19 protein-coding genes and 1 pseudogene are annotated in these 22,620 nt (G+C 73.4%); 13 read left to right on the forward strand and 7 right to left on the reverse strand.

Features of this window, described 5'->3' with window-relative positions; genetic code table 11:
* Window positions 1-27: 27 nt before the first annotated feature.
* The 7 genes from OG553_RS33400 to OG553_RS33430 form a co-directional block, all read right to left on the reverse strand.
* On the reverse strand, window positions 28-942 hold the full coding sequence (locus OG553_RS33400) for an aminotransferase class IV (protein WP_405982581.1): 915 nt from the start codon (window positions 940-942) through the stop codon (window positions 28-30).
* A gap of 12 nt (window positions 943-954) precedes the next feature.
* Window positions 955-1,785 (reverse strand): hypothetical protein, encoded by an 831-nt coding sequence (locus OG553_RS33405; protein ID WP_405982582.1) that lies wholly within the window; start codon window positions 1,783-1,785, stop codon window positions 955-957.
* 42 nt (window positions 1,786-1,827) lie between these two features.
* Window positions 1,828-3,636, reverse strand: coding sequence for an asparagine synthase (glutamine-hydrolyzing) (asnB, locus tag OG553_RS33410; RefSeq protein WP_405982583.1), 1,809 nt, complete (start codon window positions 3,634-3,636; stop codon window positions 1,828-1,830).
* A gap of 3 nt (window positions 3,637-3,639) precedes the next feature.
* A complete protein-coding gene (locus OG553_RS33415; RefSeq protein ID WP_405982584.1) occupies window positions 3,640-4,614 on the reverse strand; it encodes a peptidase in 975 nt (324 codons plus the stop codon).
* A complete protein-coding gene (locus tag OG553_RS33420) occupies window positions 4,611-5,924 on the reverse strand; it encodes an ATP-grasp domain-containing protein (protein WP_405982585.1) in 1,314 nt (437 codons plus the stop codon). Before OG553_RS33420 ends, OG553_RS33415 begins: the two co-directional genes overlap by 4 nt.
* Window positions 5,921-9,727: a non-ribosomal peptide synthetase gene (locus tag OG553_RS33425; RefSeq protein WP_405982586.1), complete on the reverse strand. Its 3,807-nt coding sequence runs from the start codon at window positions 9,725-9,727 to the stop codon at window positions 5,921-5,923. Before OG553_RS33425 ends, OG553_RS33420 begins: the two co-directional genes overlap by 4 nt.
* Before the next feature lie 219 nt (window positions 9,728-9,946).
* On the reverse strand, window positions 9,947-11,167 hold the full coding sequence (locus OG553_RS33430; protein ID WP_405982587.1) for an MFS transporter: 1,221 nt from the start codon (window positions 11,165-11,167) through the stop codon (window positions 9,947-9,949).
* A gap of 441 nt (window positions 11,168-11,608) precedes the next feature.
* On the opposite strand from OG553_RS33430, the gene OG553_RS33435 reads away from it, so the two are divergent.
* From OG553_RS33435 to hypB, 13 genes and pseudogenes are all read left to right on the forward strand, one after another.
* Window positions 11,609-12,163 carry a DUF6328 family protein gene (locus OG553_RS33435; RefSeq protein ID WP_405982588.1) on the forward strand — a complete coding sequence of 185 codons (555 nt, stop codon included), beginning with the start codon at window positions 11,609-11,611 and terminating at the stop codon, window positions 12,161-12,163.
* Window positions 12,160-12,384 (forward strand): hypothetical protein, encoded by a 225-nt coding sequence (locus tag OG553_RS33440; RefSeq protein ID WP_405982589.1) that lies wholly within the window; start codon window positions 12,160-12,162, stop codon window positions 12,382-12,384. The genes OG553_RS33435 and OG553_RS33440 overlap by 4 nt, the downstream gene beginning before the upstream one ends.
* Before the next feature lie 160 nt (window positions 12,385-12,544).
* Entirely contained in the window at window positions 12,545-14,317 is a 1,773-nt protein-coding gene (locus OG553_RS33445) for an enoyl-CoA hydratase-related protein (protein WP_405982590.1), read from the forward strand.
* Window positions 14,318-14,387: 70 nt separating this feature from the next.
* Complete coding sequence (locus OG553_RS33450) at window positions 14,388-15,443, forward strand: hydrogenase expression protein HypE (protein ID WP_405982591.1); 1,056 nt, start codon at window positions 14,388-14,390, stop codon at window positions 15,441-15,443.
* Window positions 15,444-15,555: 112 nt separating this feature from the next.
* Entirely contained in the window at window positions 15,556-17,340 is a 1,785-nt protein-coding gene (locus OG553_RS33455) for a nickel-dependent hydrogenase large subunit (protein WP_405982592.1), read from the forward strand.
* On the forward strand, window positions 17,337-17,870 hold the full coding sequence (locus tag OG553_RS33460; RefSeq protein ID WP_405982593.1) for a hypothetical protein: 534 nt from the start codon (window positions 17,337-17,339) through the stop codon (window positions 17,868-17,870). The genes OG553_RS33455 and OG553_RS33460 overlap by 4 nt, the downstream gene beginning before the upstream one ends.
* Complete coding sequence (locus OG553_RS33465) at window positions 17,867-18,538, forward strand: DUF5947 family protein (protein ID WP_405982594.1); 672 nt, start codon at window positions 17,867-17,869, stop codon at window positions 18,536-18,538. Before OG553_RS33460 ends, OG553_RS33465 begins: the two co-directional genes overlap by 4 nt.
* Window positions 18,535-19,242: a DUF6084 family protein gene (locus OG553_RS33470; RefSeq protein WP_405982595.1), complete on the forward strand. Its 708-nt coding sequence runs from the start codon at window positions 18,535-18,537 to the stop codon at window positions 19,240-19,242. Before OG553_RS33465 ends, OG553_RS33470 begins: the two co-directional genes overlap by 4 nt.
* Window positions 19,239-20,639, forward strand: coding sequence for a hypothetical protein (locus tag OG553_RS33475; RefSeq protein ID WP_405982596.1), 1,401 nt, complete (start codon window positions 19,239-19,241; stop codon window positions 20,637-20,639). The genes OG553_RS33470 and OG553_RS33475 overlap by 4 nt, the downstream gene beginning before the upstream one ends.
* Window positions 20,636-21,124: a hydrogenase maturation protease gene (locus tag OG553_RS33480; RefSeq protein WP_405982597.1), complete on the forward strand. Its 489-nt coding sequence runs from the start codon at window positions 20,636-20,638 to the stop codon at window positions 21,122-21,124. The genes OG553_RS33475 and OG553_RS33480 overlap by 4 nt, the downstream gene beginning before the upstream one ends.
* The gene (locus OG553_RS33485) at window positions 21,121-21,222 is read left to right on the forward strand and encodes a DUF6893 family small protein (protein WP_405982598.1); all 102 of its coding nucleotides are present in this window, start codon (window positions 21,121-21,123) and stop codon (window positions 21,220-21,222) included. Before OG553_RS33480 ends, OG553_RS33485 begins: the two co-directional genes overlap by 4 nt.
* Window positions 21,223-21,332: 110 nt before the next feature.
* A complete protein-coding gene (locus OG553_RS33490) occupies window positions 21,333-21,710 on the forward strand; it encodes a hydrogenase maturation nickel metallochaperone HypA (RefSeq protein WP_405982599.1) in 378 nt (125 codons plus the stop codon).
* Between the two features lie 3 nt (window positions 21,711-21,713).
* Window positions 21,714-22,544: pseudogene (gene hypB / locus OG553_RS33495) on the forward strand (hydrogenase nickel incorporation protein HypB); the annotation flags it as partial.
* Window positions 22,545-22,620: the final 76 nt, after the last annotated feature.

The raw sequence follows: 22,620 nt of genomic DNA on the forward strand, positions 1-22,620 counted from the left end.
GGCCTGTTTCCCTGTGGTGACGGCTTCCTACCGGACCGGGCCGACGGGGACGCGCAGCTGCGCGCGCCCCTGGACCAGCTCCCGGTAGGCCGCCACGACCTTGCGCGTCACCGTGTTCCCGGCGACGTCGTAGTGATGATCATCCAGGCGGCCGACGGGGAGGATCTCACACGCGGTCCCGCACAGGAACGCGCCGTCGGCCTCCCCCGCGAACGCCGGGGCCAGGTCCGTGACCACGCACTCGATCCCGTCCCGCTCGGCGATGGCCAGCACGCACGCCCGGGTGATCCCGTCGATGGTGCAGCGGGTCGTCGGCGTGTACAGCGCCCCGTCCTTGGTGAAGAACAGGTGCGCCCCGGTCGCCTCGACGAAGTTCCCGCGGTCGTCGAGGAGCAGGGCGTCGTCGAAGCCCGCCCGCAGCGCCTCGTTCTTGCTGACCGTGCCGATCATGTAGTTGCCGGCCGCCTTGCTCTTGACCGGCGCGTACTCCGGCGAGGGCCTGCGGTAGCGGCCCGTGACCAGGGAGATCCCCTGGTCCACGGCGTCCTCCGCCGCGTAGTAGCCCGCCGGGAGCTCCCACGCGGCCACCGAGGTGTGCACGGACGTCTTCAGCGCCGCCGTCTGGATGATCTCCGAGCCCCGCCATGCGTTCATCCGTACGTAGCCCTCGGTGATGCCCGCCTCCGCGACCACCGCGCGGGTGGCCCCGTACAGCACCTCCTCGGTGTGCTCCAGCTCGAAGTCCAGGATCCGGGCCGAGGCGCCGAGCCGAGCGATGTGCTCCCGCAGCATGAACGCCTCGCCGCCGTAGACGCGGACGCCCTCGAAGATGCTGGAGGCGTAGTGCAGTCCGTGGCTGAGCACGTGCAGCCGGGCGTCGCCCCAGTCCACGAGGGCGCCGTCGTACCAGATCTTCCCGCTGCGCTGATCGAAGGGGATCACAGTCGTCCCCCCTCAGAGAGCGAGGTCGAAGAGCTGCCGCGGCAGGTCCCCGACGAGGGCGATGAAACGGCGCTGGTGCTCGGTCAGGCTGCGCACCGACACCCCGTGCAGGGCGAGCGGGTTGATCGGGTAGAGCACCAGGGTGTTGCTCCGGTACGGGACGGTCGTGACCTCCTCGACGTACTGCGGGTCGATGTCGAAGCGGTTGTCACCGTACTCGGAGGCACTGGTGTGGAACTTGTGCGCTCCCGGCCGGTACTTGTAGAGCACCAGGTCGCCGCCGGTCGCGTCGTCCTCGGGCAGGCGCATGTAGAACAGCCCGCCGAACAGCTTGTGCGGCTTGTCCACGTGCGGCCCGCGGTAGGCCGAGGGGCGGCCGGTGACCGCCGAGTTGATGACGGCCGTGCAGTCCAGCAGGATGTCGTGCGTATCGAAGCCGTCCCGGTTGCGGCGGCCGACGCGCAGCTCGCGCAGCGGTCCCACCAGCCGCTCGGCCTCCGGGAGGTTGGCGAGCAGGTCCTCCTGGAAGAGGTCGAGGAACTCCTCGTAGAAGGCCGGGGAGGAGTGGTAGGTCACGAAGTCCTTCCACACCCGCGCCATCGTGTCGTCGGCCAGGACCATCTCGGACATGTAGTTGTAGCGCTCGTTCGAGGTGATCGGCTTTCCGATCCGCTCGCCGATGTACTCCGCGGTCGGCATCGACTTCGCCAGGGCGTCGTACAGCTCCTGCGGCAGCGCGTCGCGGATCACGACGTGCGGGAACGGGTCGCGGCGGATGTCGGCCTCGGTGACGCCGGCCAGCAGCGAGGTGATCGCGGGGCGGGACTCGGGCGTGTCGGTCATGTCCTGTCTCGATTCTCGGGGTGGGAGGAGGGGGAGAGGGGCCTAGAGGGGCGCGGGGGCCGGGCCGCGGGCGGAGAGCCAGGTCTCCAGGACCAGGAGGGACCAGAGCAGTTCGGCGGCGTGCGCCCCCGGGCTCTCGGTCTGGGAGCGGAACAGCTCGCGGACGGCGTCCCGGCGGACGTAGTCGCCGCAGCGGGCGCCGGGGCCGAGGAGGAGGTCGCCGACCATGTCGTACAGCGCCTCGCCCGGCCGGATCATCGCGGCCACCGGCAGGGTGAACGGCTGCTTGGGCCGTTCGATGACGCTGCGCGGCACCCACGGCCGGGCCGCCCGCGCCACCGGCGCCTTCACCGTGTCCCCGGCCACCTTCACCGAGGCCGGCAGCGCGTGCGCCAGCCGCACCACCGACGGCTGGAGGAACGGGATCCTCGCCTCCACCGAGTGGGCCATGCTCAGGTGGTCCACGCGGCGCAGGATGTAGTACGGGAACCGCTCCGCCTGGTCGTAGCGCAGCAGCGTCTCCAGCTTCCCGTGCGGCCCCGAGCGCACCCGGCGCGCCAGTTCGTCGCCGCTGAGGTCGCCGAAGTGCCCGCCGGCCGCCCGTACCCGCTCCAGATGGGCCGGCGTGTACAGCCGGCCCAGCGCCGCCGGGCCGGCGACGGCCATGGTGTCCTGGTAGGCCCGGTGCCAGGCGGAGTCGCCGTCCCGGTCCGCCTTGGTGAACCGCGCGTACCCGGCGAACAGCTCGTCCGCCCCGTCACCCGTCAGCGCCACCTTGAACCCGGCCTCGTGCACGGCCTCGAACAGGGCGAAGGTGCTCAGGCTGTGCGGGGCGTTGTTCGGCTGGTCGAGGTGCCGGGTGAAACGCTCCACCAGCTCCGGGAAGCCCGCCGGGTCCAGGAGCACCTGGTGGTGCTCCGTACCGCAGTGGCGGGCCACCTCGGCCGCCCAGTGGCGCTCGTCCGCCGGCCAGTCACCCCGGTAGGCGATGTTGAACGAGGCCACGTCGGACACCAGGTGGGCGGCCAGGGCGGTGGTGTAGCTGGAGTCGAGCCCGCCGCTGGTGATCACGCACACCGGCACGTCCGCGTCGAGCATGCGGCCCATCTCCGTGCGCAGCAGCCCGTCCAGCAGCTCCGCCGCCGCCTCCACGGTCGGCCCGCCGCCGCCCCAGTCGACCTCGGCGGGCTCCAGGGCCGTGCGGGTCAGGGTCTCGCGGCCGTCCGCGAAGCGCAGCACCGAGCCGGGCTCCAGGGTACGGACCCGGGTGTACACGGTCCCCGGCCCCCAGACCGCCTTGCCGCCGAGGTAGCGGTCGACCGCGAGCGGGTCCAGCTCGTCGGGGAAGTCCGGGAACCGGGACAGCGCCCGCAGCTCGGAGGCGAAGCACAGCCGGCGGCCGTCGGCGGACACGTAGTAGTACAGCGACTTCATGCCCGCGTGGTCGGTGAACAGCTTCAGGCAGGGCTCCTCCCGCTCGTCGACCACCGCGATCGCGAACATGCCCTCCAGCCGGCTGGTGAAGGCGTCGCCGTACAGCTCGTACAGCGGCAGCAGCACGTCGCCGTCGCAGTCGCCCTCGAAGGAGTAGCCGTGCGCGGCCAGCTCGGCGCGCAGCTGCCGGTGGTTGTAGATCTCGCCGTTGAACACGCAGCACAGCGCGCCGCGTACGAAGGGCTGGTCGCCGGAGGCGACGCCCTGGATGGCGAGCCGGTTGTTGCCGAGCGCCCAGCCGGCACCGCGCCGGACGGTCTGCGCGTCCGGCCCGCCCTCGAACATCGCCGCCGCGACGGCGTCGAGCACCTCGCGCCCGGCGGGCTCCCCGCCGAAGCAGCCGTGGATGCGGCACATCGCTCACACCTCCGTCCGGCGGCCGGGGGCGGGGACGCTCCCGGCGGCTTCGAGGGCGGGGGCGGCGGAGCCGGCACGGCTCTGCCTGGCCCCGGGGTGGTGCCGGCCGACGAACTCGGTGACCAGCTCGACCTGGCGCAGGATGTCGTCCAGCTGCGCGGGCGACGGGCTGACGCCGTGGCCGTCCAGGGCGCTGTTGCCCGTCTTCAGGTAGACCGGCGCCGCCACCCGGACGATGTCCGGGGCCTCGTAGGTGCGGATGAACCCGCCCGAGCTCCGCGGGTTGTCCACGTGCAGGTCCAGCGGGACCGTCACCGCCTGCCGCAGCGCCGCGATCATCGGCAGCGTCAGGTCCCGCACCGGGTTGAAGCTGTCCGCGCCGAGCATCTCCAGCATCTGCGCCGACGCCGGATTGCCCTGCCCGCAGTGCGCCGACACCTTCAGGTGGATCCCGGCCGGCAGCTCACCGGCGGTGCGCAGCCGCCCCAGCACCCACAGCAGGCCCTCGTCGTAGACGACGAACCCGCGCACGCCCAGACCGATCCCGCGCTTGACGTCCTCGACGGCGCGCACGATCTGCTCCTGGCCGCGCAGCCGGTAGCCGATCCGGGCCCCCTCGGGCGTCTGCGCCCCGGCCCCGATGTCGTTGGTGGCGCGCGGGCCGACCGACATCAGGACCTCGGCGCCGAACTCCTCGCCGAGCGCCACGTACTCGCCGATCTCCCGGGCCGTGTGCCGGTACATCCCGCGGGTCTCGGTGATGCGGTTGACCGTGAAGCCCCGGCGCCGGCTCTCGCGCAGCAGCCGCTCGGCGGCCTCCACCGAGTTCACCGTCGGCACCTCGATGCGGAAGTGCCCGCCGTCGGCGAAGACGGCGTCCGAGTCGGGCGCGAGCTGCGGGTCCCCGTCCGGCAGGCCCAGTCGGGCGAGCTGCCGGCGGGTCTGGTCGAAGAACGCGGTCGTGGTCGTCGTCCTCACCTCGTCACCTCGAAACCGAGCCGCTCGGCCGTGCCGGCGACGACGTCCTCCGCGATGCGTATCGACGTCGCCCGGTCGGGGTGCACCACCTGGACCTCGCCGAAGTTCCCGAGGTTGCCCCGGCAGGGCAGCAGGGTGTCGCCCTCGGGGAAGCGGACCGTGAACGAGTGCAGGGCGTCGCCGTACCGCTCGGCGGCCCAGCCGGAGTCGGGCACCCGCTCCGGGGTGGGCACGGGGTCGGCGGCACCGAACCAGCGGACCGTGGCGTACCCGTCGAACTCCGTCGGACCGCGCTCGACCGTCTCGTCCAGGTGGATCCGGACGAGCAGCTCGAAGATGTCCCCGCCGCCCGCGAGACGGAACAGGTTCGGCAGGCAGGAGCCCATGATGCGGGGGTTGAGCTCGATCAGCCGGGGCGTGCCGTCCGCGCCCAGCATCACCTCCACGTGGAAGACGCCGAGCCGCAGCCCGACCGCGCCGACCACCTCCTCCGCGAACCGCATCACCCGGTCGTGCTCCTCGGCGGAGATGCCCGCCGGGATCGTCGTACCGGTCTCCAGGGCCTCGTGCCGGTGCCAGGTGGAGCGCTCGCTGACCGCCAGCCGCAGGAACCGCCCGCGCGCCAGGCCGATCTCGGCGGAGACGAACCGCCCGCTCAGGTACTCCTCGACGAGGATGCCCGCCGCGTACGCGCCCTCCGGGGCCCCGGCGAGGACACCGGCCAGCTGCTCCTCGTCCGCGACGACGTGGGCGCCCTCGCTCCCGGAGCCCCGGGCCGGTTTGACGACGACGGGGTACCCGCCGGCCGCCGCGAAGGCCGCGGCCTCCTCGAAGCCGCCGACGACCGCGTACCGGGTGCCGTCCACCCCGGCCGCCGCCAGGACCTCCCGGCAGCGGTCCTTCTGCTTGGCGGTCTCGGCCGCGGCGGCGTCGGTGAACGGCACCCCGAGCTCCTCGGCGATCCGCGCGACCGGGACCACCAGCGCGTCGACGGTGGCGACGAAGCCGTCGACCGGGCGCTCCCGGTGGACCTCCCGTACGCACGAGCGCAGCGCCACGGGGTCGGTGGCGTCCTTCAGGACGTGGACCCGGTCGACGAAACGCGCGTACGGGGAGGTGCCGAAGTCGATGTTCTGCGCCTGCTCCATGAGCAGGGAGCGGATGAGCGTCACGTGGTGCCCGAGCCGCTTGGCGGCCTCGAACGCGGGGGCGTTGCCCGCCTTCCAGGTCACGAAGACCACGTGCCGGGCCTCGGGTGCGCAAGGGCGCGGGGGGTGCAGCGGGTGCTGCGGGTGCAGTGGGTCGGTCATCGTGTCTTCCTCGCGAAGCGCTGGCCGATGCGGACGAACCCCGGGACGGCGGTACCGGGGGTGGGGATGAAGGAGATCGAACCGGCGAGGACGTTCTTCTCGGACATCGAGCTGAACCCGCCCGCGCCGGACAGCACCAGGTCGCCCTCGTCGAGGCACAGCCACGCGCCGCCGGGCTGCCGCTCCGAGTACGCGTAGCGCAGGTGCTCCGCGCCGCGCAGCACCTCCAGCCGGTAGCCGTCGGAGGCGTACAGGCCCGCGCAGTCGTCGGGTTCCATCTCGAACGGGCGGCCGGTGCGTATGAGCCCCTCGCCGGTGAGGGACCTCAGCAGGTCCTCGTAGAGGCCGAAGGCCGGGTAGGCGTTGGCGAGCAGCAGCAGGAACGAGCGCTGCCCGGGGAAGATCTGGATGAAGTTGTGGTGGCCGCTGCCGTTGGAGTTGAAGCCGAAGGCGGACGGCCCGAACATCAGCCAGCCCAGGCCCCAGGCGTGCATGAAGTGGTGGCCGGGGACGGGGATCTGGGGCGTGCGCATCTCGCGTGCCAGACCGGCCGAGAGCAGGCGCTCCCCGCCGGGGGCGACGCCGTCGTCGACGGCCAGCATCGCGATCCTCGCCAGTTCGTCCAGGGTGAGGCAGACGGAGAACGAGCCGGCGGCGTCGTCGGCGATGGTCTGCGGCGGCGGGTCGTGGCGCACGTAGCCCTTGACCCGCTCGGTCCACACGTAGCCGGCCGAGACCGTCCCCCCGTAGTGGCCGCCCTCCGTGAGGGTCCCGGGAACCTCCCGTATCCCGAGCGGGGCGAGCAGCAGCTCGTTGACCGCGCGCCGCCACGGGACGCCGAGCAGCTTCTCGATCAGCGCGGCGACGATCGAGGTCCCCACCGCCGAGTACGCGAACACCTCGCCCGGCTCGAACAGCTGGCCGTAGCCGGGCAGGGTGGCGATGTAGGAGTCCAGGTCGGGCAGGCCGGTGTCGTGCCACACCTCGTACGAGTCGTCGACCCCGCTGGTGTGCGACAGGAGGTGCCGCAGCGTCACCTTCACGGTGCCCCCGTCGCGGCGCCGGAACGCCTGCGGCAGCAGCCCGTCCAGCGGCTCGTCCAGCCCCAGCAGGCCCCGGTCCACCAGGCGCAGCGCGACGAAGGCCAGCATCGGCTTGGTGACGCAGGTGACGCGCTGGCGGGTGTCCGGCCCGTACGCGGCACCGGAGACGGTGTCGGTGACGCCGTGGTAGGTCAGCTCCAGCTCCCCGTCCAGGAACACGGCTGCGCCGGCCCCCGGTACGCCGTGGCCGCGCGCGGACTCGCGCAGGGTGTCGGCGACGGCCCGCCGCCGCTGCGCCGGCCGCGCCGCCGCCTGGACGGCGGCCGCCCGCGCGGCTTCCCCGCGGGTGCGGCGCAGCAGGGCGGCCTGCTCGGCGAGGGTCCGGTTCCGGTAGATCTCCGCCACCCGGACGGACCGGCCGGCCGCGTCGGACAGGCGTGCCGCCAGCAGGGTGGCGAGCAGAGAATGGCCGCCCACGGAGAAGAAGTCCACACCGGGGGAGACCCGGGACAAGCCCAGCAGATCCGACCAGACCCCGGCGACCTCGGCCTCGTCGGGGTCGTCGAAGGCCCCGCCGTCGACGGCCCGCTGCCCCCAGTCGACGTCCCGGGCGGCCAGGGCCTTGCGGTCGACCTTGCCGTTGGGCAGCCGCGGCAGCCGCTCTTCGACGACGATCCGCGCGGGCTGCATGTAGTGGGGCAGCTTGGCCCGCAGGTGCGCGCCCATGGCCTCGACGCCGACCTCTCCCCCAGAATCCGTCCGGGGGGACCCCCAGCCCTCCAGGCCGACGTAGCAGACCAGCCGGGTGTCGCCGTCGCCGGCGCGCACCGCCAGGGCGGCGACGTCCTTGAGGCCCACGACCCCGCGCAGCGCCGCCTCCAGCTCGCCGAGCTCGATGCGGAAGCCGCGCACCTTCACCTGGTTGTCGCGCCGGCCCAGGAAGCGGAGCTCGCCCTCCTCCGTCCACCGGGCCAGGTCGCCGGTCCGGTACAGCCGCCCGCCGGGCACCTCGCCGAGGTGCGCGGGCGCGGCGGTGAACGAGGCCGCGGTGCGCTCGGGGTCGTTGATGTAGCCGGCGGCCAGACCGTCGCCGCCCAGGTGGAGTTCGCCGGTGGCGCCGAGAGGCACGGGCCGGCCGAGCGGGTCCAGGAGGTGGGCGGTGGTGTTGTGGACGGGCACGCCGATGGTGGGCGCGCCGTCGGTGGGGCCGGTGAAGCACTTCCAGGTGGAGTAGGTGGTGTCCTCGGAGGGCCCGTACAGGTTGTAGAGCCGTTCGACGCCGGTGGACGCGAAGGCCTCGTTCACCAGTTCCCGGGACAGCGGTTCGCCGGCCACGTTCAGGACGCGGGTGGAGGAGGGGACCGCGCCGCGCTGGAGCAGCACGTTCAGGGCGCTGGGCACGGTGTTGACGAGGCTCGGGCGCAGCCCCTCGTCCTCGGTGAGCGCGAGGACGTTGTCCACGACGACGACGCAGCCGCCCCGGGTGAGCGGGGCCCACAGCTCGTACACGGACAGGTCGAAGTTGAGGGAGGTGGAGAAGAGCACCCGGCGCAGGTCGGCGTCCGCGTACGTGTCCCGCGCCCAGGCGAGGAGGGCGGTCACGTTGCGGTGGCCGATCACCACGCCTTTGGGCAGGCCGGTGGAGCCGGAGGTGTGGATGAGGTGGGTGGTGTCCTGCGGGCCGACGGTGACGGCCGGGGGCCGCTCGTCCTCCGTCTGCGCCTTCTCCCACAGCTCGCGCCACGGCAGTGCCCGTACGGGCCCGTCGCCGAGCCACCCCGGTGCTCCGTCGCCCTCGTGGACGACGGCGGCCAGATCCGCGGTGGAGGCGATGGCGGCCAGCCGGTCCGCGGGGTAGGCGGGGTCGAGCGGTACGTACGCGCAGCCCGCCTTGTGGACGGCGAGGAGGAGGGCGACGGTGTGGTGCGTGCGGCCCAGGGAGAGGCCGATCCGCGAGCCCGGGGCGATCCCGTGGGAGGCCAGGGCACGGGCCAGCCGGTTGGCCTCCCGGTCGAGCGCCCGGTACGTGAGGACCCTGTCCCGCCATTCGACGGCGGGGGCGTCGGGGGTGCGGGCGGCCTGGGCCTCCACGAGGGCGTGCAGCGGGGTGTCGCGGTCGTAGGGGCGGGCGGTGTCGTTGAAGGCGCGCAGCAGGCGGTGCTCCTCGGGGGACAGCAGGGCCAGTTCGGCCGCGGGCGTCCCGGGGCGGGCGGCCGCGTCGGACAGCAGGGTGTCCAGGTTCGCGGCCATCCGGGCGATCAGCGTCGCGGGGAACAGGGCCCGGTCGTGGTGCAGGGTGAACCGCGGGCCGTCCGGTGCGGGCCGGGCCTCCAGCAGCAGCGCGAAGCCCTCCGGCGCCGGGGTGGTGCCGTCCGACTCCAGGAAGCCCACCCGCAGCCCGCCGCCGAGGTCGGCCTCCGCGCCGGGCACGGAGTCCCGTACGGCCTCCCGGTGGGCGGCGGCGAGTGTCCGCGCGAGGGCGGGGAGGGCCGGCTCCGGCCCGAGCGCGGAGCGGACGGCGACCGGCGTACCGTGCGCGCCGCAGGCGCGGGCCAGCACGATGTCCTCCTGGCCGCTGTAGCGGTGCACGAGCACGGCGAACGCGGCGTGCCACAGGTCGGCGGCGGCGGCGCCGTCCGGCACCGGCGCCGGGCCGGTCCAGGAGTGCGTACCGCTGCCGGCGCCGTCCGGGACGCCGTGCCCGGCGTCCCGGACGGGCAGTTGCAGGGCCTGCGGTGAGTCGGCGGAAATGTCGCCCACAGTGATGGTCCCCTCGTTTGCATTTCGTTCATCTGCCGTGCGGCGGGCATGCCGAATACGCGCACGGCGCACATGTACGGACCCCGCGCGATCGAATTGTGTTGTGGCAGGGAATTCACCACACGGAAAAGGTGCGGCGGCGCGGAAAAACACCGGAACGGGAACAGGGAAATGAATGGCGGAGAATTCGGACGGAAAGGAGGTGCGGGGCGGGGCCCGTCACGCCGCGACGGCGTCCGGGGCGGCTTCCCGGCCCCGCCGGGCCCAGTCGGAGATGCGCGGCATGGCGGCTCCGGCCAGCGCGAACCCGAGGGCCATGACCAGCCAGCCGAGGCTGCCGTGGTCGACGGCGAGCCAGGTCAGCAGCGCCGGGGCGATCATCTTGCCCAGGTCCGAACCCATCGCGTACGTGCCCTGGTACTGCCCCTGGGCGTGCTCGGGCGCCAGCGCGAACGACATCCCCCAGCTGCCCGCGGACTGTCGGATCTCGCCCAGGACGTGGGCCAGGGCCCCGAGCAGCAGCAGTGCCCCGGCGACCGTGGCGGAGACCCCGCCGCTGAAGGAGAAGACCACGCAGGCGACCGCCAGGCACAGCGCCCCGGACCGCGAGGCCCTGGCCGCCGCGCCCGGCTCGTCGGTCCCGCGCGCGGCCCTGACCTGGAGCAGGACCACGGCGACCGTGTTGGTCAGCAGGATCGCCGCGATCATCCAGCGCGGTGCGTTCGTCCGGTGCAGCACCCACAGCGGCAGGACGACGTCGAGCAGCAGGTTGTGCATGGACAGCAGGCCGTCCAGCACCGTGAACGTCAGGTAGGGGCGGTCCCGCAGTACCGTCAGGGCCGGTCCCGGCCGGGCCGGCTGCGCCGCCACCGCGGGCAGCAGCAGGGTGAGCAGCCCCGCGGCCAGGTAGGTGGAGGCGTTGAAGACGACGGCCGCCTCGTAGGCCCGTACCGAGTCGGCGGCGAGCAGCAGGCCGGCCAGGGCCGCGCCCACCGAGACGCTGACGTTGCCGGTGGCCCGCAGGTAGGCGCGGACCGGGACCCGGTCCTGCGGCGGCACGAGCCCTGCGACCATGGCCATGCGGGCGCTGCGGCTGGCGCTGTAGGCGACCGCCTGCGCGCTCACCACCAGCAGGTACGAGGTGAAGCCCTGCACCGCGAGCAGGGCCGCGGTGAGCGGGCCGAGGGCGATGAAGGACCAGATCTGCACGGAGCGCGGGCCGACGCGGTCGGCCAGGTGTCCGGTCGGGGTGCTGACCAGGAGCGCGATACCGGCGGCGACGCCGACGCCGATGGCGAACCGGCCGGGCGAGAGCCCGAGCACGGCCGTCGCGAAGATGGCGTTCAGCGCCATCCAGAGGCCCTGCCCCAGGGTGTGCACCAGGGTGATGCCGGTGAGGACGCGTGCCGGTCCGGCGGGCGGGAGCAGTCGGCTCAGCATCGGCCTGCCGCAACGCGGTCCGGGTGGACGCGAACGTGCTCCGTGATTCTTCCTCTTGCGCACGCCAGGGTCACTGACACGCCCCCACTCCTCGTCAAGCGCCGTTGCCGACGACAGGATTCGGGAAATTCCCCGTGGTCGCGGGCCGAGATCGTCGGCCGCGCAGGCCATATCGAAACTTGATCCACATCGGGCTGTCCAGGAAATGCCCCTGTGACCCCGATCACATGGTCGGAATCCATGGTTCGGGTAAAGGGCGGAGAAAAAGAATGTGCAGGAATGGTCGACGGGCTGAACTTACCGGCCGGTAGGGCATAGAGGGCGTCCGGTTTGTTTCCGGGGCCGGCGCCCCCTCCGGGCGGCCCCGGAGGGGCGGCCGGCCGGGGGAGGGTTGGCCGGCCGTCCCCCGGGCAGGCGCCGGGGTGGACGGAGGAGGGTCGTATGCCGCGACAGAGGTCCGAAGGACGCGACGAGAGCGCGGACGAACGGGCGGACCGGCAGTGGCAGGAGCTGATCCAGGAGATCCGGGTCGCACAGACCGGGGTGCAGATCCTCTTCGGATTCCTGCTCACGGTCGCCTTCACCCCGCACTTCCAGGGACTGGCCGAAACCGACAAGGCGATCTACACCGCCACGGTCGTCCTCGGCTCCCTGGCCACCGGCGCCCTCATCGGCCCCGTCTCCTTCCACCGGATCGTCTCCGGGCGCCGGATCAAGCCGGAGGCGGTGCTCTGGGCCTCGCGCCTCACCTTCACCGGCATCCTCCTGCTGCTGGCCACCTGTACCTCGGCGCTCTTCCTCGTCCTGCGGGTCGCGGCCCCCCACACCCTCGTGCCGTGGCTGGTTTCCGCCGTCGTCGCCTGGTACCTGCTCTGCTGGTACGCGCTGCCCCTGTGGGCCCGGATCCGCTACACCTCCGAGGAGGACGAGGACGCCGGGGACGCCGAAGACACCGAGGAGGCCGCGCAGCCCCGCAAGACGAGGAGCACGACATGAGCGAGCACAGGCAGCACCGCTGGTCACGGACCCCGCCCGCTAGGACGGCGGACGAGGACCCGGACCGCGCGGCCCACCGTCCCGGGGACACCACCCCGGACGCCGATGCCGACGGCCACACCGCGAAGCGGCAGCGCCCCGGCATCGGGCGCGAGGAACAGGTCCGCCCGCACGTGCCCCCGTACCGCCCCCGCCCGGAGCGCGAGAGCGACGGCCGCTGAGCGGAACCGCCGATCCACCAGGTGGCGGGCCCCGGGACCCCCTTACGGGTGACACCACTGCCGGGCTTCGGCCCGCGACGCCGGGCGCGGGCCCACGATCGCCAGCGGCCGTACCCGCACCGCCCGCCGGTCGCGGGGCTCCGGACGCCTGGGAGATCACGTGCACGTCCTGCTCGTCGCGAGCGCCTTCAACAGCCTCACCCAACGGGTCCACGCCGAACTGCGGGACCACGGCCACAGCGTGACGTTCGAACTCGCCCTGCCCGGCACGGACCTCGCCGCCACCGTCCGCCGCCACCACCCGGACCTCGTCGTCGCGCCGATGCTGAAGACCGCCGTACCCCGCGAGGTCTGGTCCGCGTACACCTGCCTGATCGTGCACCCCGGACCCGTCGGCGACCGCGGCCCCTCCTCGCTGGACTGGGCCGTCACCGAGGACCGGACCCGGTGGGGCGTCACCGTCCTGCAGGCCGACGAGGAGATGGACGCCGGCGACGTGTGGGCGAGCGCCGAATGCGCGCTCCCGCCCGTCGGCAAGAGCGACGCCTACCGCGGAGAGGTCTCCGACGCGGCCCTCGCCGCCGTCCTCCTCGCCGTCGAGCGCTTCGCCTCCGGCACCCACGTCCCCACCCCGCAGGGCCCCGCCACCGCCCGCCCCTACCTGCGCCAGCCGCACCGCCGGATCGACTGGGACCACGACACCACCGACACCGTCGTACGCGCCCTGCGCGCCGCCGACTCCCGGCCCGGCGTCCTCGACGACCTCCTCGGCGGCCAGTGGTTCCTGCACGGCGGCCACCCCGAGGACACCCTCCGCGGCGCCCCCGGCCGGCTGCTCGCCACCCGGGCCGGAGCCGTCTGCCGCGCCACCCGCGACGGCGCCGTGTGGATCCCCGAACTGCGCGCCAAACGCGCCCCCGGCGAACCCGCCCCCGTCAAGCTGCCCGCCGTCCTCGCCCTCGGGGACCGGCTGCCCGCCCTCCCCGAGGTCCCCGCCCCGCTCGGCGGCCCCCCGGCGGGCACCCGCACCTGGACCGACATCGGCTACCGGGAACGGGGCGGCGCCGGCTTCCTGACCTTCTCCTTCCCCGGCGGCGCCATGAGCACCGGCCACTGCCGCCGCCTGCTCGCCGCCTACCGCGAGGCCTGCTCCCGCCCCACCTCCGTCCTCGTCCTCGGCGGCACCCGCGACTTCTTCTCCAACGGCATCCACCTCGGCGTCATCGAGGCGGCCCCCGACCCCGCCGCCGAGTCCTGGGCCAACATCACCGCCATGGACGACCTGGTGGAGGCGGTCCTGACCACCACCGACCGGCTCGTCGTCGCCGCCGTCGCGGGCAACGCCGCCGCCGGCGGGGCCATGCTCGCCCTCGCCGCCGACGAGGTCTGGTGCAGGTCCGGCGCCGTCCTGAACCCGCACTACCGCCTCATGGGGCTGTACGGATCCGAGTACTGGACCTACACCCTGCCCCGCCGGACCGGCACCGGCGTGGCCGAACGGCTGATGGCCGACGCCCTGCCGCTCAGCGCCGCCGCCGCCCGCCGCCTCGGCCTGACCGACCGTACCCTCACCTGCGGCCCGCGGGAGTTCGCCGAGGAGACCGCCCGCCTCGCGGTCCGCCTCGCGGCCTCGCCCGCCACCCAGGCCGCCATCGCCCGCAAGAAGGCCCGCCGCGACCGGGACGAGGCCGCCACCCCGCTCGCCGCCCACCGGGAGGCCGAGCTGGCCCGGATGCGGGAGACCTTCCAGGACCCGGCGGCGCCCTACCACGCGCTGCGCCGCGCCTTCGTGCGCAAGGAGCCCGCCGACCGGACCCCGCCGCACCTGGCACGCCCCGTACCCGGCCGGCACACCGCGCCCCTGCCCTCGCGCAGGCCCCCCGTCACTGGACCGGCCCCCTCCGACAGGGCGGCGGGACCGCGGCCCTGCTAGCAAGAAGGGTGGGGCACCTCCCCGGGCCCCGAGCCCATCCCTCCCGCATCCCTCCCCAAGGAGCACTCCCATGGATGCAGCAACGCCCAGCGCGGTAGAGGACCCCCCGATCCACATCCTCTGGATCAACGCCGGCCTCAGCTGCGACGGCGACTCGGTGTCCCTGACCGCCGCGATGCAGCCCAGCATCGAGGAGATCGTCACGGGAGTGCTCCCCGGCCTGCCGAAGATCGCCGTGCACTGGCCGCTGATCGACTTCGAGTGCGGGCCGGTCGGCGGCGCCGACACCTTCATCGAATGGTTCTTCAAGGGCGAGCGCGGGGAGATCGACCCCTTCGTCCTGGTCGTCGAAGGATCGATCCCCAACGAGAAGATCAAGCCCGAGGGCTACTGGTGCGGGTTCGGCGACGACCCGGCGACCGGACAGCCCATCACCACCAGCGAGTGGATCGACCGGCTCGCCCCCAAGGCCCTGGCCGTCGTCGCCATCGGCACCTGCGCCACGTACGGCGGCATCCACGCCATGGAGGGCAACCCCACCGGCGCCATGGGCGTCCCCGACTACCTGGGCTGGGACTGGAAGTCCAAGGCCGGCATCCCGATCGTGTGCGTCCCGGGCTGCCCCATCCAGCCGGACAACTTCTCCGAGACCCTCACCTACCTGCTCTACCAGGCGGCCGGATCCGCCCCGATGATCCCGCTGGACGACAAGCTGCGCCCGACGTGGCTGTTCGGCGCGACCGTCCACGAGGGCTGCGACCGGGCCGGCTACTACGAGCAGGGCGACTTCGCCCACACCTACGACTCGCCCAAGTGCCTGGTCAAGCTCGGCTGCTGGGGCCCGGTCGTCAAGTGCAACGTCCCCAAGCGCGGCTGGATGAACGGCATCGGCGGCTGCCCGAACGTCGGCGGCATCTGCATCGCCTGCACCATGCCCGGCTTCCCCGACAAGTTCATGCCGTTCATGGACCAGCCGCCCGGCGCGACCCTCTCCACCAAGGCCAGCGGCGCCTACGGAGCCGTGATCCGCAGGCTCCGGGCGGTCACCACCCACACCGTGGACAAGGAGCCCAAGTGGCGCCAGAAGGGCCGGCAGCTCACCACCGGCTACCGCCCGCCCTGGTGACGGCCGCCCTGGTGACGGCCGCCCCGGTGACGGCCGCCCCACGCCCGCTCCCCTCCGCTCCGCCGCGACGAACACCCCGCTCCCGCTCACACGAAGGGCCACGGCAGACACGATGACACCGAAGACGAAGGCGGCCGGCGACGGCAGCGGGCTGGTCGAGATGGCCTGGGACCCGATCACCCGGATCGTGGGCAGCCTCGGCATCCACACGAAGATCGACTTCAAGCAGAAGCGGGTCGCGGAGTGCTACAGCACCTCGTCGGTCTTCCGCGGGTACAGCGTCTTCATGCGCGGCAAGGACCCCCGCGACGCGCACTTCATCACCAGCCGCATCTGCGGGATCTGCGGTGACAACCACGCCACCTGCTCCGTGTACGCGCAGAACATGGCCTACGGCGTGAAGCCGCCGCACCTCGGCGAGTGGATCATCAACCTCGGCGAATCCGCCGAGTACATGTTCGACCACAACATCTTCCAGGAGAACCTGGTCGGGGTCGACTACTGCGAGAAGATGGTCCGCGAGACCAACCCCGGCGTCCTCGAACTCGCCGAACGCACCGAGTCCCCGCACGCCGCCGAGCACGGCTACCGCACCATCGCCGACATCATGCGCTCCCTCAACCCCATCGAGGGCGAGTTCTACCGCGAGGCCCTCCAGGTCAGCCGCTACACCCGGGAGATGTTCTGCCTGATGGAGGGCCGCCACGTGCACCCCTCCACCCTCTACCCGGGCGGCGTCGGCACCGTCGCCTCGGTCCAGCTCTTCACGGACTACATGAGCCGCCTCATGCGGTACGTCGAGTTCATGAAGAAGGTCGTCCCCCTCCACGACGACCTCTTCGACTTCTTCTACGAGGCCCTGCCCGGCTACGAGGAGGTCGGCCGCCGCCGCGTCCTCCTCGGCTGCTGGGGCGCCCTCAACGACCCCGAGTACTGCGACTTCACCTACGCCAACATGACCGACTGGGGACGGAAGATGTTCGTCACCCCGGGCGTGGTCGTCGACGGCAAGCTGGTCACCAACGACCTCACGCAGATCAACCTCGGCATCCGCATCCTCCTCGGCAGCTCCTACTACGACGACTGGGAGGGCCAGGAGCAGTTCGTCACCCACGACCCCCTCGGCAATCCCGTCGACCCCCGCCACCCCTGGAACCAGCACACCATCCCCGCCCCGCAGAAGCGCGCCTTCGACGACAAGTACAGCTGGGTGATGTCCCCCCGCTGGTTCGACGGCAAGGACCACCTCGCCCTCGACACCGGCGGCGGCCCCATCGCCCGCCTCTGGTCCACCGCCCTGTCCGGACTGGTCGACGTCGGCTACGTCAAGGCCACCGGGCACAGCGTGGTCATCAACCTGCCCCGCACCATGACCAAGCCGGAGACCACCTTCGAGTGGCGGATCCCCAAGTGGAGCAACGCCCTCGAACGCAACCGGGCCCGCACCTACTTCCAGGCGTACGCCGCCGGAATCGCCCTGCACTGCGCCGAGAAGGGCCTGGCCGAGGTCCGCGCAGGACGCAGCCAGACCTGGGAGAAGTTCGAGGTCCCGGACGAGTCCATCGGCTGCGGCTTCACCGAGGCGGTGCGCGGGGTCCTCTCCCACCACATGGTCATCCGCGACGGGAAGATCGCCAACTACCACCCCTACCCGCCGACCCCCTGGAACGCCAGCGTCCGCGACAGCTACGGCACACCCGGCCCCTACGAGGACGCCGTCCAGAACACCCCCATCTTCGAGGAGAACCCCCCGGAGAACTTCAAGGGCATCGACATCATGCGCGCCGTCCGCAGCTTCGACCCCTGTCTGCCCTGCGGCGTCCACATGTACGTCGGCGGCGGCAAGACCGTGAAGTCCATGCACGTCCCCACCGGCCTGAGCGGACTGGGCGGATGAGCGCCGCCGCCGCCGACGGGCTCCGGGCCGGCCGCCGGATCGAAGAGGTGCTCGACCGGCTCGCCGCCACCGGCGACCGGCAGACCCACGAGGCCGCCGAGGAACTGGTCCGCGTACTCATGGACTTCTACGGAGCCGGCCTCGGCCGCATCGTGGAACGGCTCACCGCACTCGCACCCGGCGCCGACCCCCTCGCCGCGCTCCTGGAGGACGAGCACACCGCGAGCCTGCTGACCCTCCACGACCTCCACCCCGAGGACGTCCACACCCGCATCGCCCGCGCCCTGGACTCCCTGCCCGAAGCCGAACTCGCCGGCTACGACCAGGACGACGGCACCCTGCGCCTGCGCACCGCCCCCGATACGGGCTGCGGCTGCGGCAGCGGCGCCGAGGACACCCTGCGGCGCATCGAGGACGTCGTGGCCGCCTTCGCCCCCGAGGTCACCTCCGTGGAACTGGCCCCCGCCGCACCGGCGCCCCCGCTGCTCCAGATCACCACCCGGCCCCACGCCCCGGCGCGCGTCCCGTGAGCCCCGACCCGCGGCGGCCCGCCCCCGCACAGGGGCTGCGCCGCTTCACCCGCCCCCGCGCCCCCCGCCCCGAGACCTGCGAACTGTGCGGCACGGCGGTGGCCCCGGACCACCGCCACCTCGTGGAGACCGACCGGCGCGCCCTCGTCTGCGCCTGCACCCCCTGCTCCCTGCTCTTCGACCGGCCCGGCGCGGGCGCGGGCCGCTTCCGCACCGTCCCCGACCGCTACCTGACCGACCCCGGCCACCGCTGGGACGACGAGGCCTGGGACCTCCTCCAGATCCCCGTCGGCGTCGCCTTCTTCTTCCGCAACGCCGCCCTCGACCGGCTCGTCGCCCTCTACCCCAGCCCGGCCGGAGCCACCGAGAGCGAACTCGACCCCGCCACCTGGCAGCGCGTCCTCGACGCCGGACCGCTCGCCGCCCTCCTCCTGCCCGACGTCGAAGCACTGCTGCTGCGCCGCACCCACGGCCGCACCGCCTGCTATCTCGTCCCCATCGACATCTGCTACGAACTGGTGGGCCGCATGAGACTGCTGTGGCAGGGCTTCGACGGCGGGGCGGAAGCCCGCGCCGCCCTCGACGCCTTCTTCGCCGAGGTCGAACGCCGCGCCGTACCCGCCGGCCGGCAGCCCGCCACCGCACCGGCAGGGGAGCCGCGGCCATGACCGACCTCACCTTCACCTGCACCGGGGTGCGCGCCGACCCGTACGCGGCCGGACCCACCCTCCTGCTGCGGCTGCGCGTCTGCGCCCCCGGCGCCACCCGCGTCCACGCCCTCGCCCTGCGCTGCCAGCTGCGCATCGAACCGGCCCGGCGCGGCTACGGCCCCGGCGAGGCCGCCGCGCTCCAGGACCTGTTCGGCGAACGCTCCCGCTGGGGCACCACCCTCCAGCCCGTCCAGTTCGCCCAGGTCGCCGTCATGGTCCCGAGCTTCACCGGGGAGACCGAGACCGAGGTGCCCGTGCCCTGCACCTACGACATGGACATCGCCGCCACCCGCTACTTCGACGCCCTGGAGGACGGCGACGTACCGCTGCTCATGCTGTTCTCCGGCACGGCCTTCACCGGCTCCGGCGGCTTCCGCGTCGAACCCGTCCCCTGGGACCGGGAGGCCACGTACCGGATGCCCGTCTCCGTGTGGCGGGAGATGATCGAACAGCACTTCCCCGGCTGCGGATGGCTGCGGCTGCCCCGCGACACCATGGACGAGCTCCTCGCCTTCCGCTCGCGGCACGCCCTCGCCTCCTGGGAGTCGACCGTACGCACCCTCCTGGACGCCGCCGCGACCCCGCCGTCCCCCACCGACGGGCCGGAACCCCTCCGGGCCGCCGGACTGCTCGACCGGCTGGCCGGGAGGACCGCCCCGTGACCACCACCTCCCCGCCGGACACCCGCTTCGCGGCCGCCCGGCAGCTGGCCGACGCCGTCCTCTTCGAGGGGTACGTGCTGTACCCCTACCGGGCCTCCGCCGCCAAGAACCGGATGCGCTGGCAGTTCGGCGTCCTCGTGCCGCCCGCCTGGGGCCCCGCGCACGGCGAACACTCCTTCCAGCGCACCGAGCTGGTGATGGAACCCAGGGGCGAGGCCGTCCTCCACCTCGAACTCCGCTTCCTGCGGGCCTGGCGGCGCACCGTCGAACAGGCCCTCGCCGACGGCTCGTTCGCGCCCGTACCCGAACTGCACCTGCCCGACCGGGTCCTCGTCCCCTGGGACGAGGGCACCGAGGAACAGGCCGAGCTGGCCGTGCCCGTCGCCCAGCTGGCGGCCGGCGAGGTGACCCTGCCCCTGGTCCGCCCCGCCCAGGAGGAGACCGAACCCGTCCTCGACGCCGACGGCCGCGAAGCCGGCCGCCTCGTCCGGCGCGCCGAACGGATCGACGCCGAGGTCCGGCTGCGGGCCGAGGAACTCGACGTGCCCTACCGGGCCTTGAGGCTCACCGCCGTGGTCGAGAACACCGGTACGTGGACCCCCGCGCCCGGCGCCGGCCGCGACAGCGCCCTGCCCCGGTCCCTGGTCGCCGCCCACCTCCTGCTGGGGCTCAGCGCCGGCTCCTTCCTCTCCATGACCGACCCGCCCGAATGGGCCCGGCCCGCCGTCCGCGGCTGCGACAACCGCCACACCTGGCCCGTCCTCGCCGGGGAGGAGGGCCGCGCCGACGTGGTCCTGTCCTCCCCGATCATCCTGGAGGACCACGCCGCGATCGCCCCCGAGAGCGCCGGCGCCATGTACGACGCCCTGGAGATCGACGAGATCCTCGCCCTGCGCACCGCCGCCCTCACCGACCAGGAGAAGCGCGAGGCCCGCGGCACCGACCCGCGCGCCGCCGCCGTCGTCGACCTCGCCGACTCCATGCCCCCCGAGGTACTGGAACGCCTGCACGGAGCCGTCCGGGCCCTGCGCGAGATCACCCACCCGGAGCCGGACCGCGCCGGCGTCCCCGAGGACGTGTTCACCCCGGACACCCCCTGGTGGGACCCGGCCCACGGGGCAGCCGCCGAACCCGCACCGGAACGGATCACCGTCGACGGCCGCTCCGTCGGCCCCGGCAGCCGCGTCCTGCTGCGGCCGGGCCTGCGCCGCACCGACGCCCAGGACCTGTTCCTGCGCGGCCGCGCCGCACGCGTCGAAGCCGTCCTGCACGACGTCGACGGCGGAGTGCACCTCGCCGTCACCGTCGACGGGGACCCCGGCGCGGACATCCGCCGCGAACAGGGCCGGTTCCTGTACTTCCAGCCCGACGAGGTCAGCCCGCTGGAGGACGAGTGAACGGCCGGACCCTGGTCGCCGGCATCGGCAACGTCTTCCTCGGCGACGACGGCTTCGGCGTCGAGACCGTCCGCGCCCTGGCCGCGCAGCCGCTGCCCGAGGGGGTGGAGGCCGTCGACTTCGGCGTCCGCGGCGTCCACCTCGCCTACCGGCTCCTCGACGGCTACGACACCCTCGTCCTCGTCGACGCGACCGCCCGGGGCTCCGCACCCGGCACCCTCCACCTCATCGAGGCCGACGGCACCGGCCCCCTCGACCCCGGCGACGCGGTGCTCGACGGCCACGACATGTCCCCCGACACCGTCCTCGCCCTCCTCGACACCCTCTGCGCGGGCACCGGCGCCACCCCGCCCCGGCGCACCCTCGTCGTCGGCTGCGAACCCGCCACCGTCGAGGAGGGCATCGGCCTCAGCCCGCCCGTGGCCGCCGCCGTACCGCACGCCGTACGCATGGTCCAGGAACTGCTCCCGAGGAGAACCCCATGAAGAAGGCCATCGCGTTCACCATGGCCGCCGTACTGGGCGCCGTACTGGTGACCGTCCTCCCCGACCTCAAGCGCTACCTGCGCATCCGGCGCATGTGACCGCCGGGTCCGCGCCGCCCGAACGGCGTACGGGTCCCCGGTGCGTCGGCGCGCCCGTCCGCCGGGCACCCGGCCCGCCGGTCTAATGAGGCGCGGCAGGACGGAGTCCGATGCACGAGATGTCGATCGCCATGGCCGTCGTGGACCAGGTGGCGGAGGCGGCCCAGGCCGGAGCGGCACGCTCCGTGAGCCGCGTGGAGCTGGAGATCGGGGAACTGGCCGGTGTCGTCCCCGACGCGCTGGCCTTCTCCTTCGGCCTCGCCTGCACCGCGACGCCCCTCGAAGGCGCCGAGCTCGTCACCCGCACCGTGACGGCCCGCGCCCGATGCGCGTCCTGCACGGGGGAGTGGGCCGTCGGCATGCCCCCCGACCTGCGCTGCCCCGACTGCGGGAAGGCCACCGCCGTGGAGCTCCTGACGGGGCGCGAACTGCGGATCCTCCGCGTGGTCTGGGAGGACGCCCCCGTACCGATCCCCGAGGAGGCCTGAGCCGTGTGCCGAGTGGTCGACCTGCGACAGGCGGTGCTCGCCAAGAACGACGGGGCCGCCCAGGCCCTGCGTGACGAACTCACCGCCCGCGGAACGGCGGTGGTCAACCTGCTCTCCAGCCCGGGCAGCGGGAAGACGGCCCTGCTGGAACGCGAACTGACCCTCGCCCGGGAGCGGGGCGTGCCGGTGGCCGCGCTGACGGCCGACCTGGCGACGGAGAACGACGCGGTACGGCTGGCCCGTTCGGGCGTGCCGGTCAAGCAGGTCCTCACCGACGGCCTCTGCCACCTGGAGGCCCACATGCTGGGCCGCCACCTCGACGGCTGGCTCCCCGAGGACACCCGGCTGCTCTTCGTCGAGAACGTCGGCAACCTGGTGTGCCCCGCCTCGTACGACCTCGGGGAGTCCCTCCGCGTGGTGCTCGCCTCGGTGACCGAGGGCGAGGACAAGCCGCTGAAGTACCCGACCGCCTTCGGGCTCGCGCAGCTGGTGGTCATCACCAAGACGGACATCGCGGAGGCGGTGGAGTTCGACGAGGCGGCCTTCCGCGCCAACGTCCAGCGGGTCAACCCCGGGGTGGAGGTCCTCCGCACCTCGTCCCGCTCGGCCGAGGGCCTGGGCCTCCTCCTCTCCCATGGCCTCCGCACCGCCGAAGGCACTCCACCCCACACCCCGGTGATGTCCCGCCAACCGCACACCCACGGCGGTCACACCCACACCCACGGCCCGGGGCACGAGCACGGCCCGGCCCACACCCACGCCCCTGGGCAGGCCCACGCTCACGGGCCGGGCCACACCCACCCCGGCCCCGGCCACAGCCCCGCGCACACCCACGGCCCCGGGCACGTCCACGGTCCGGGCGCCGGGTACGTCCACGACCACACGGGGTCCGGGGCAGAGCCCCTGGGGG

Source organism: Streptomyces sp. NBC_00158, assembly GCF_045160885.1.
In the GTDB taxonomy this organism is placed as follows: Bacteria; Actinomycetota; Actinomycetes; order Streptomycetales; family Streptomycetaceae; genus Streptomyces.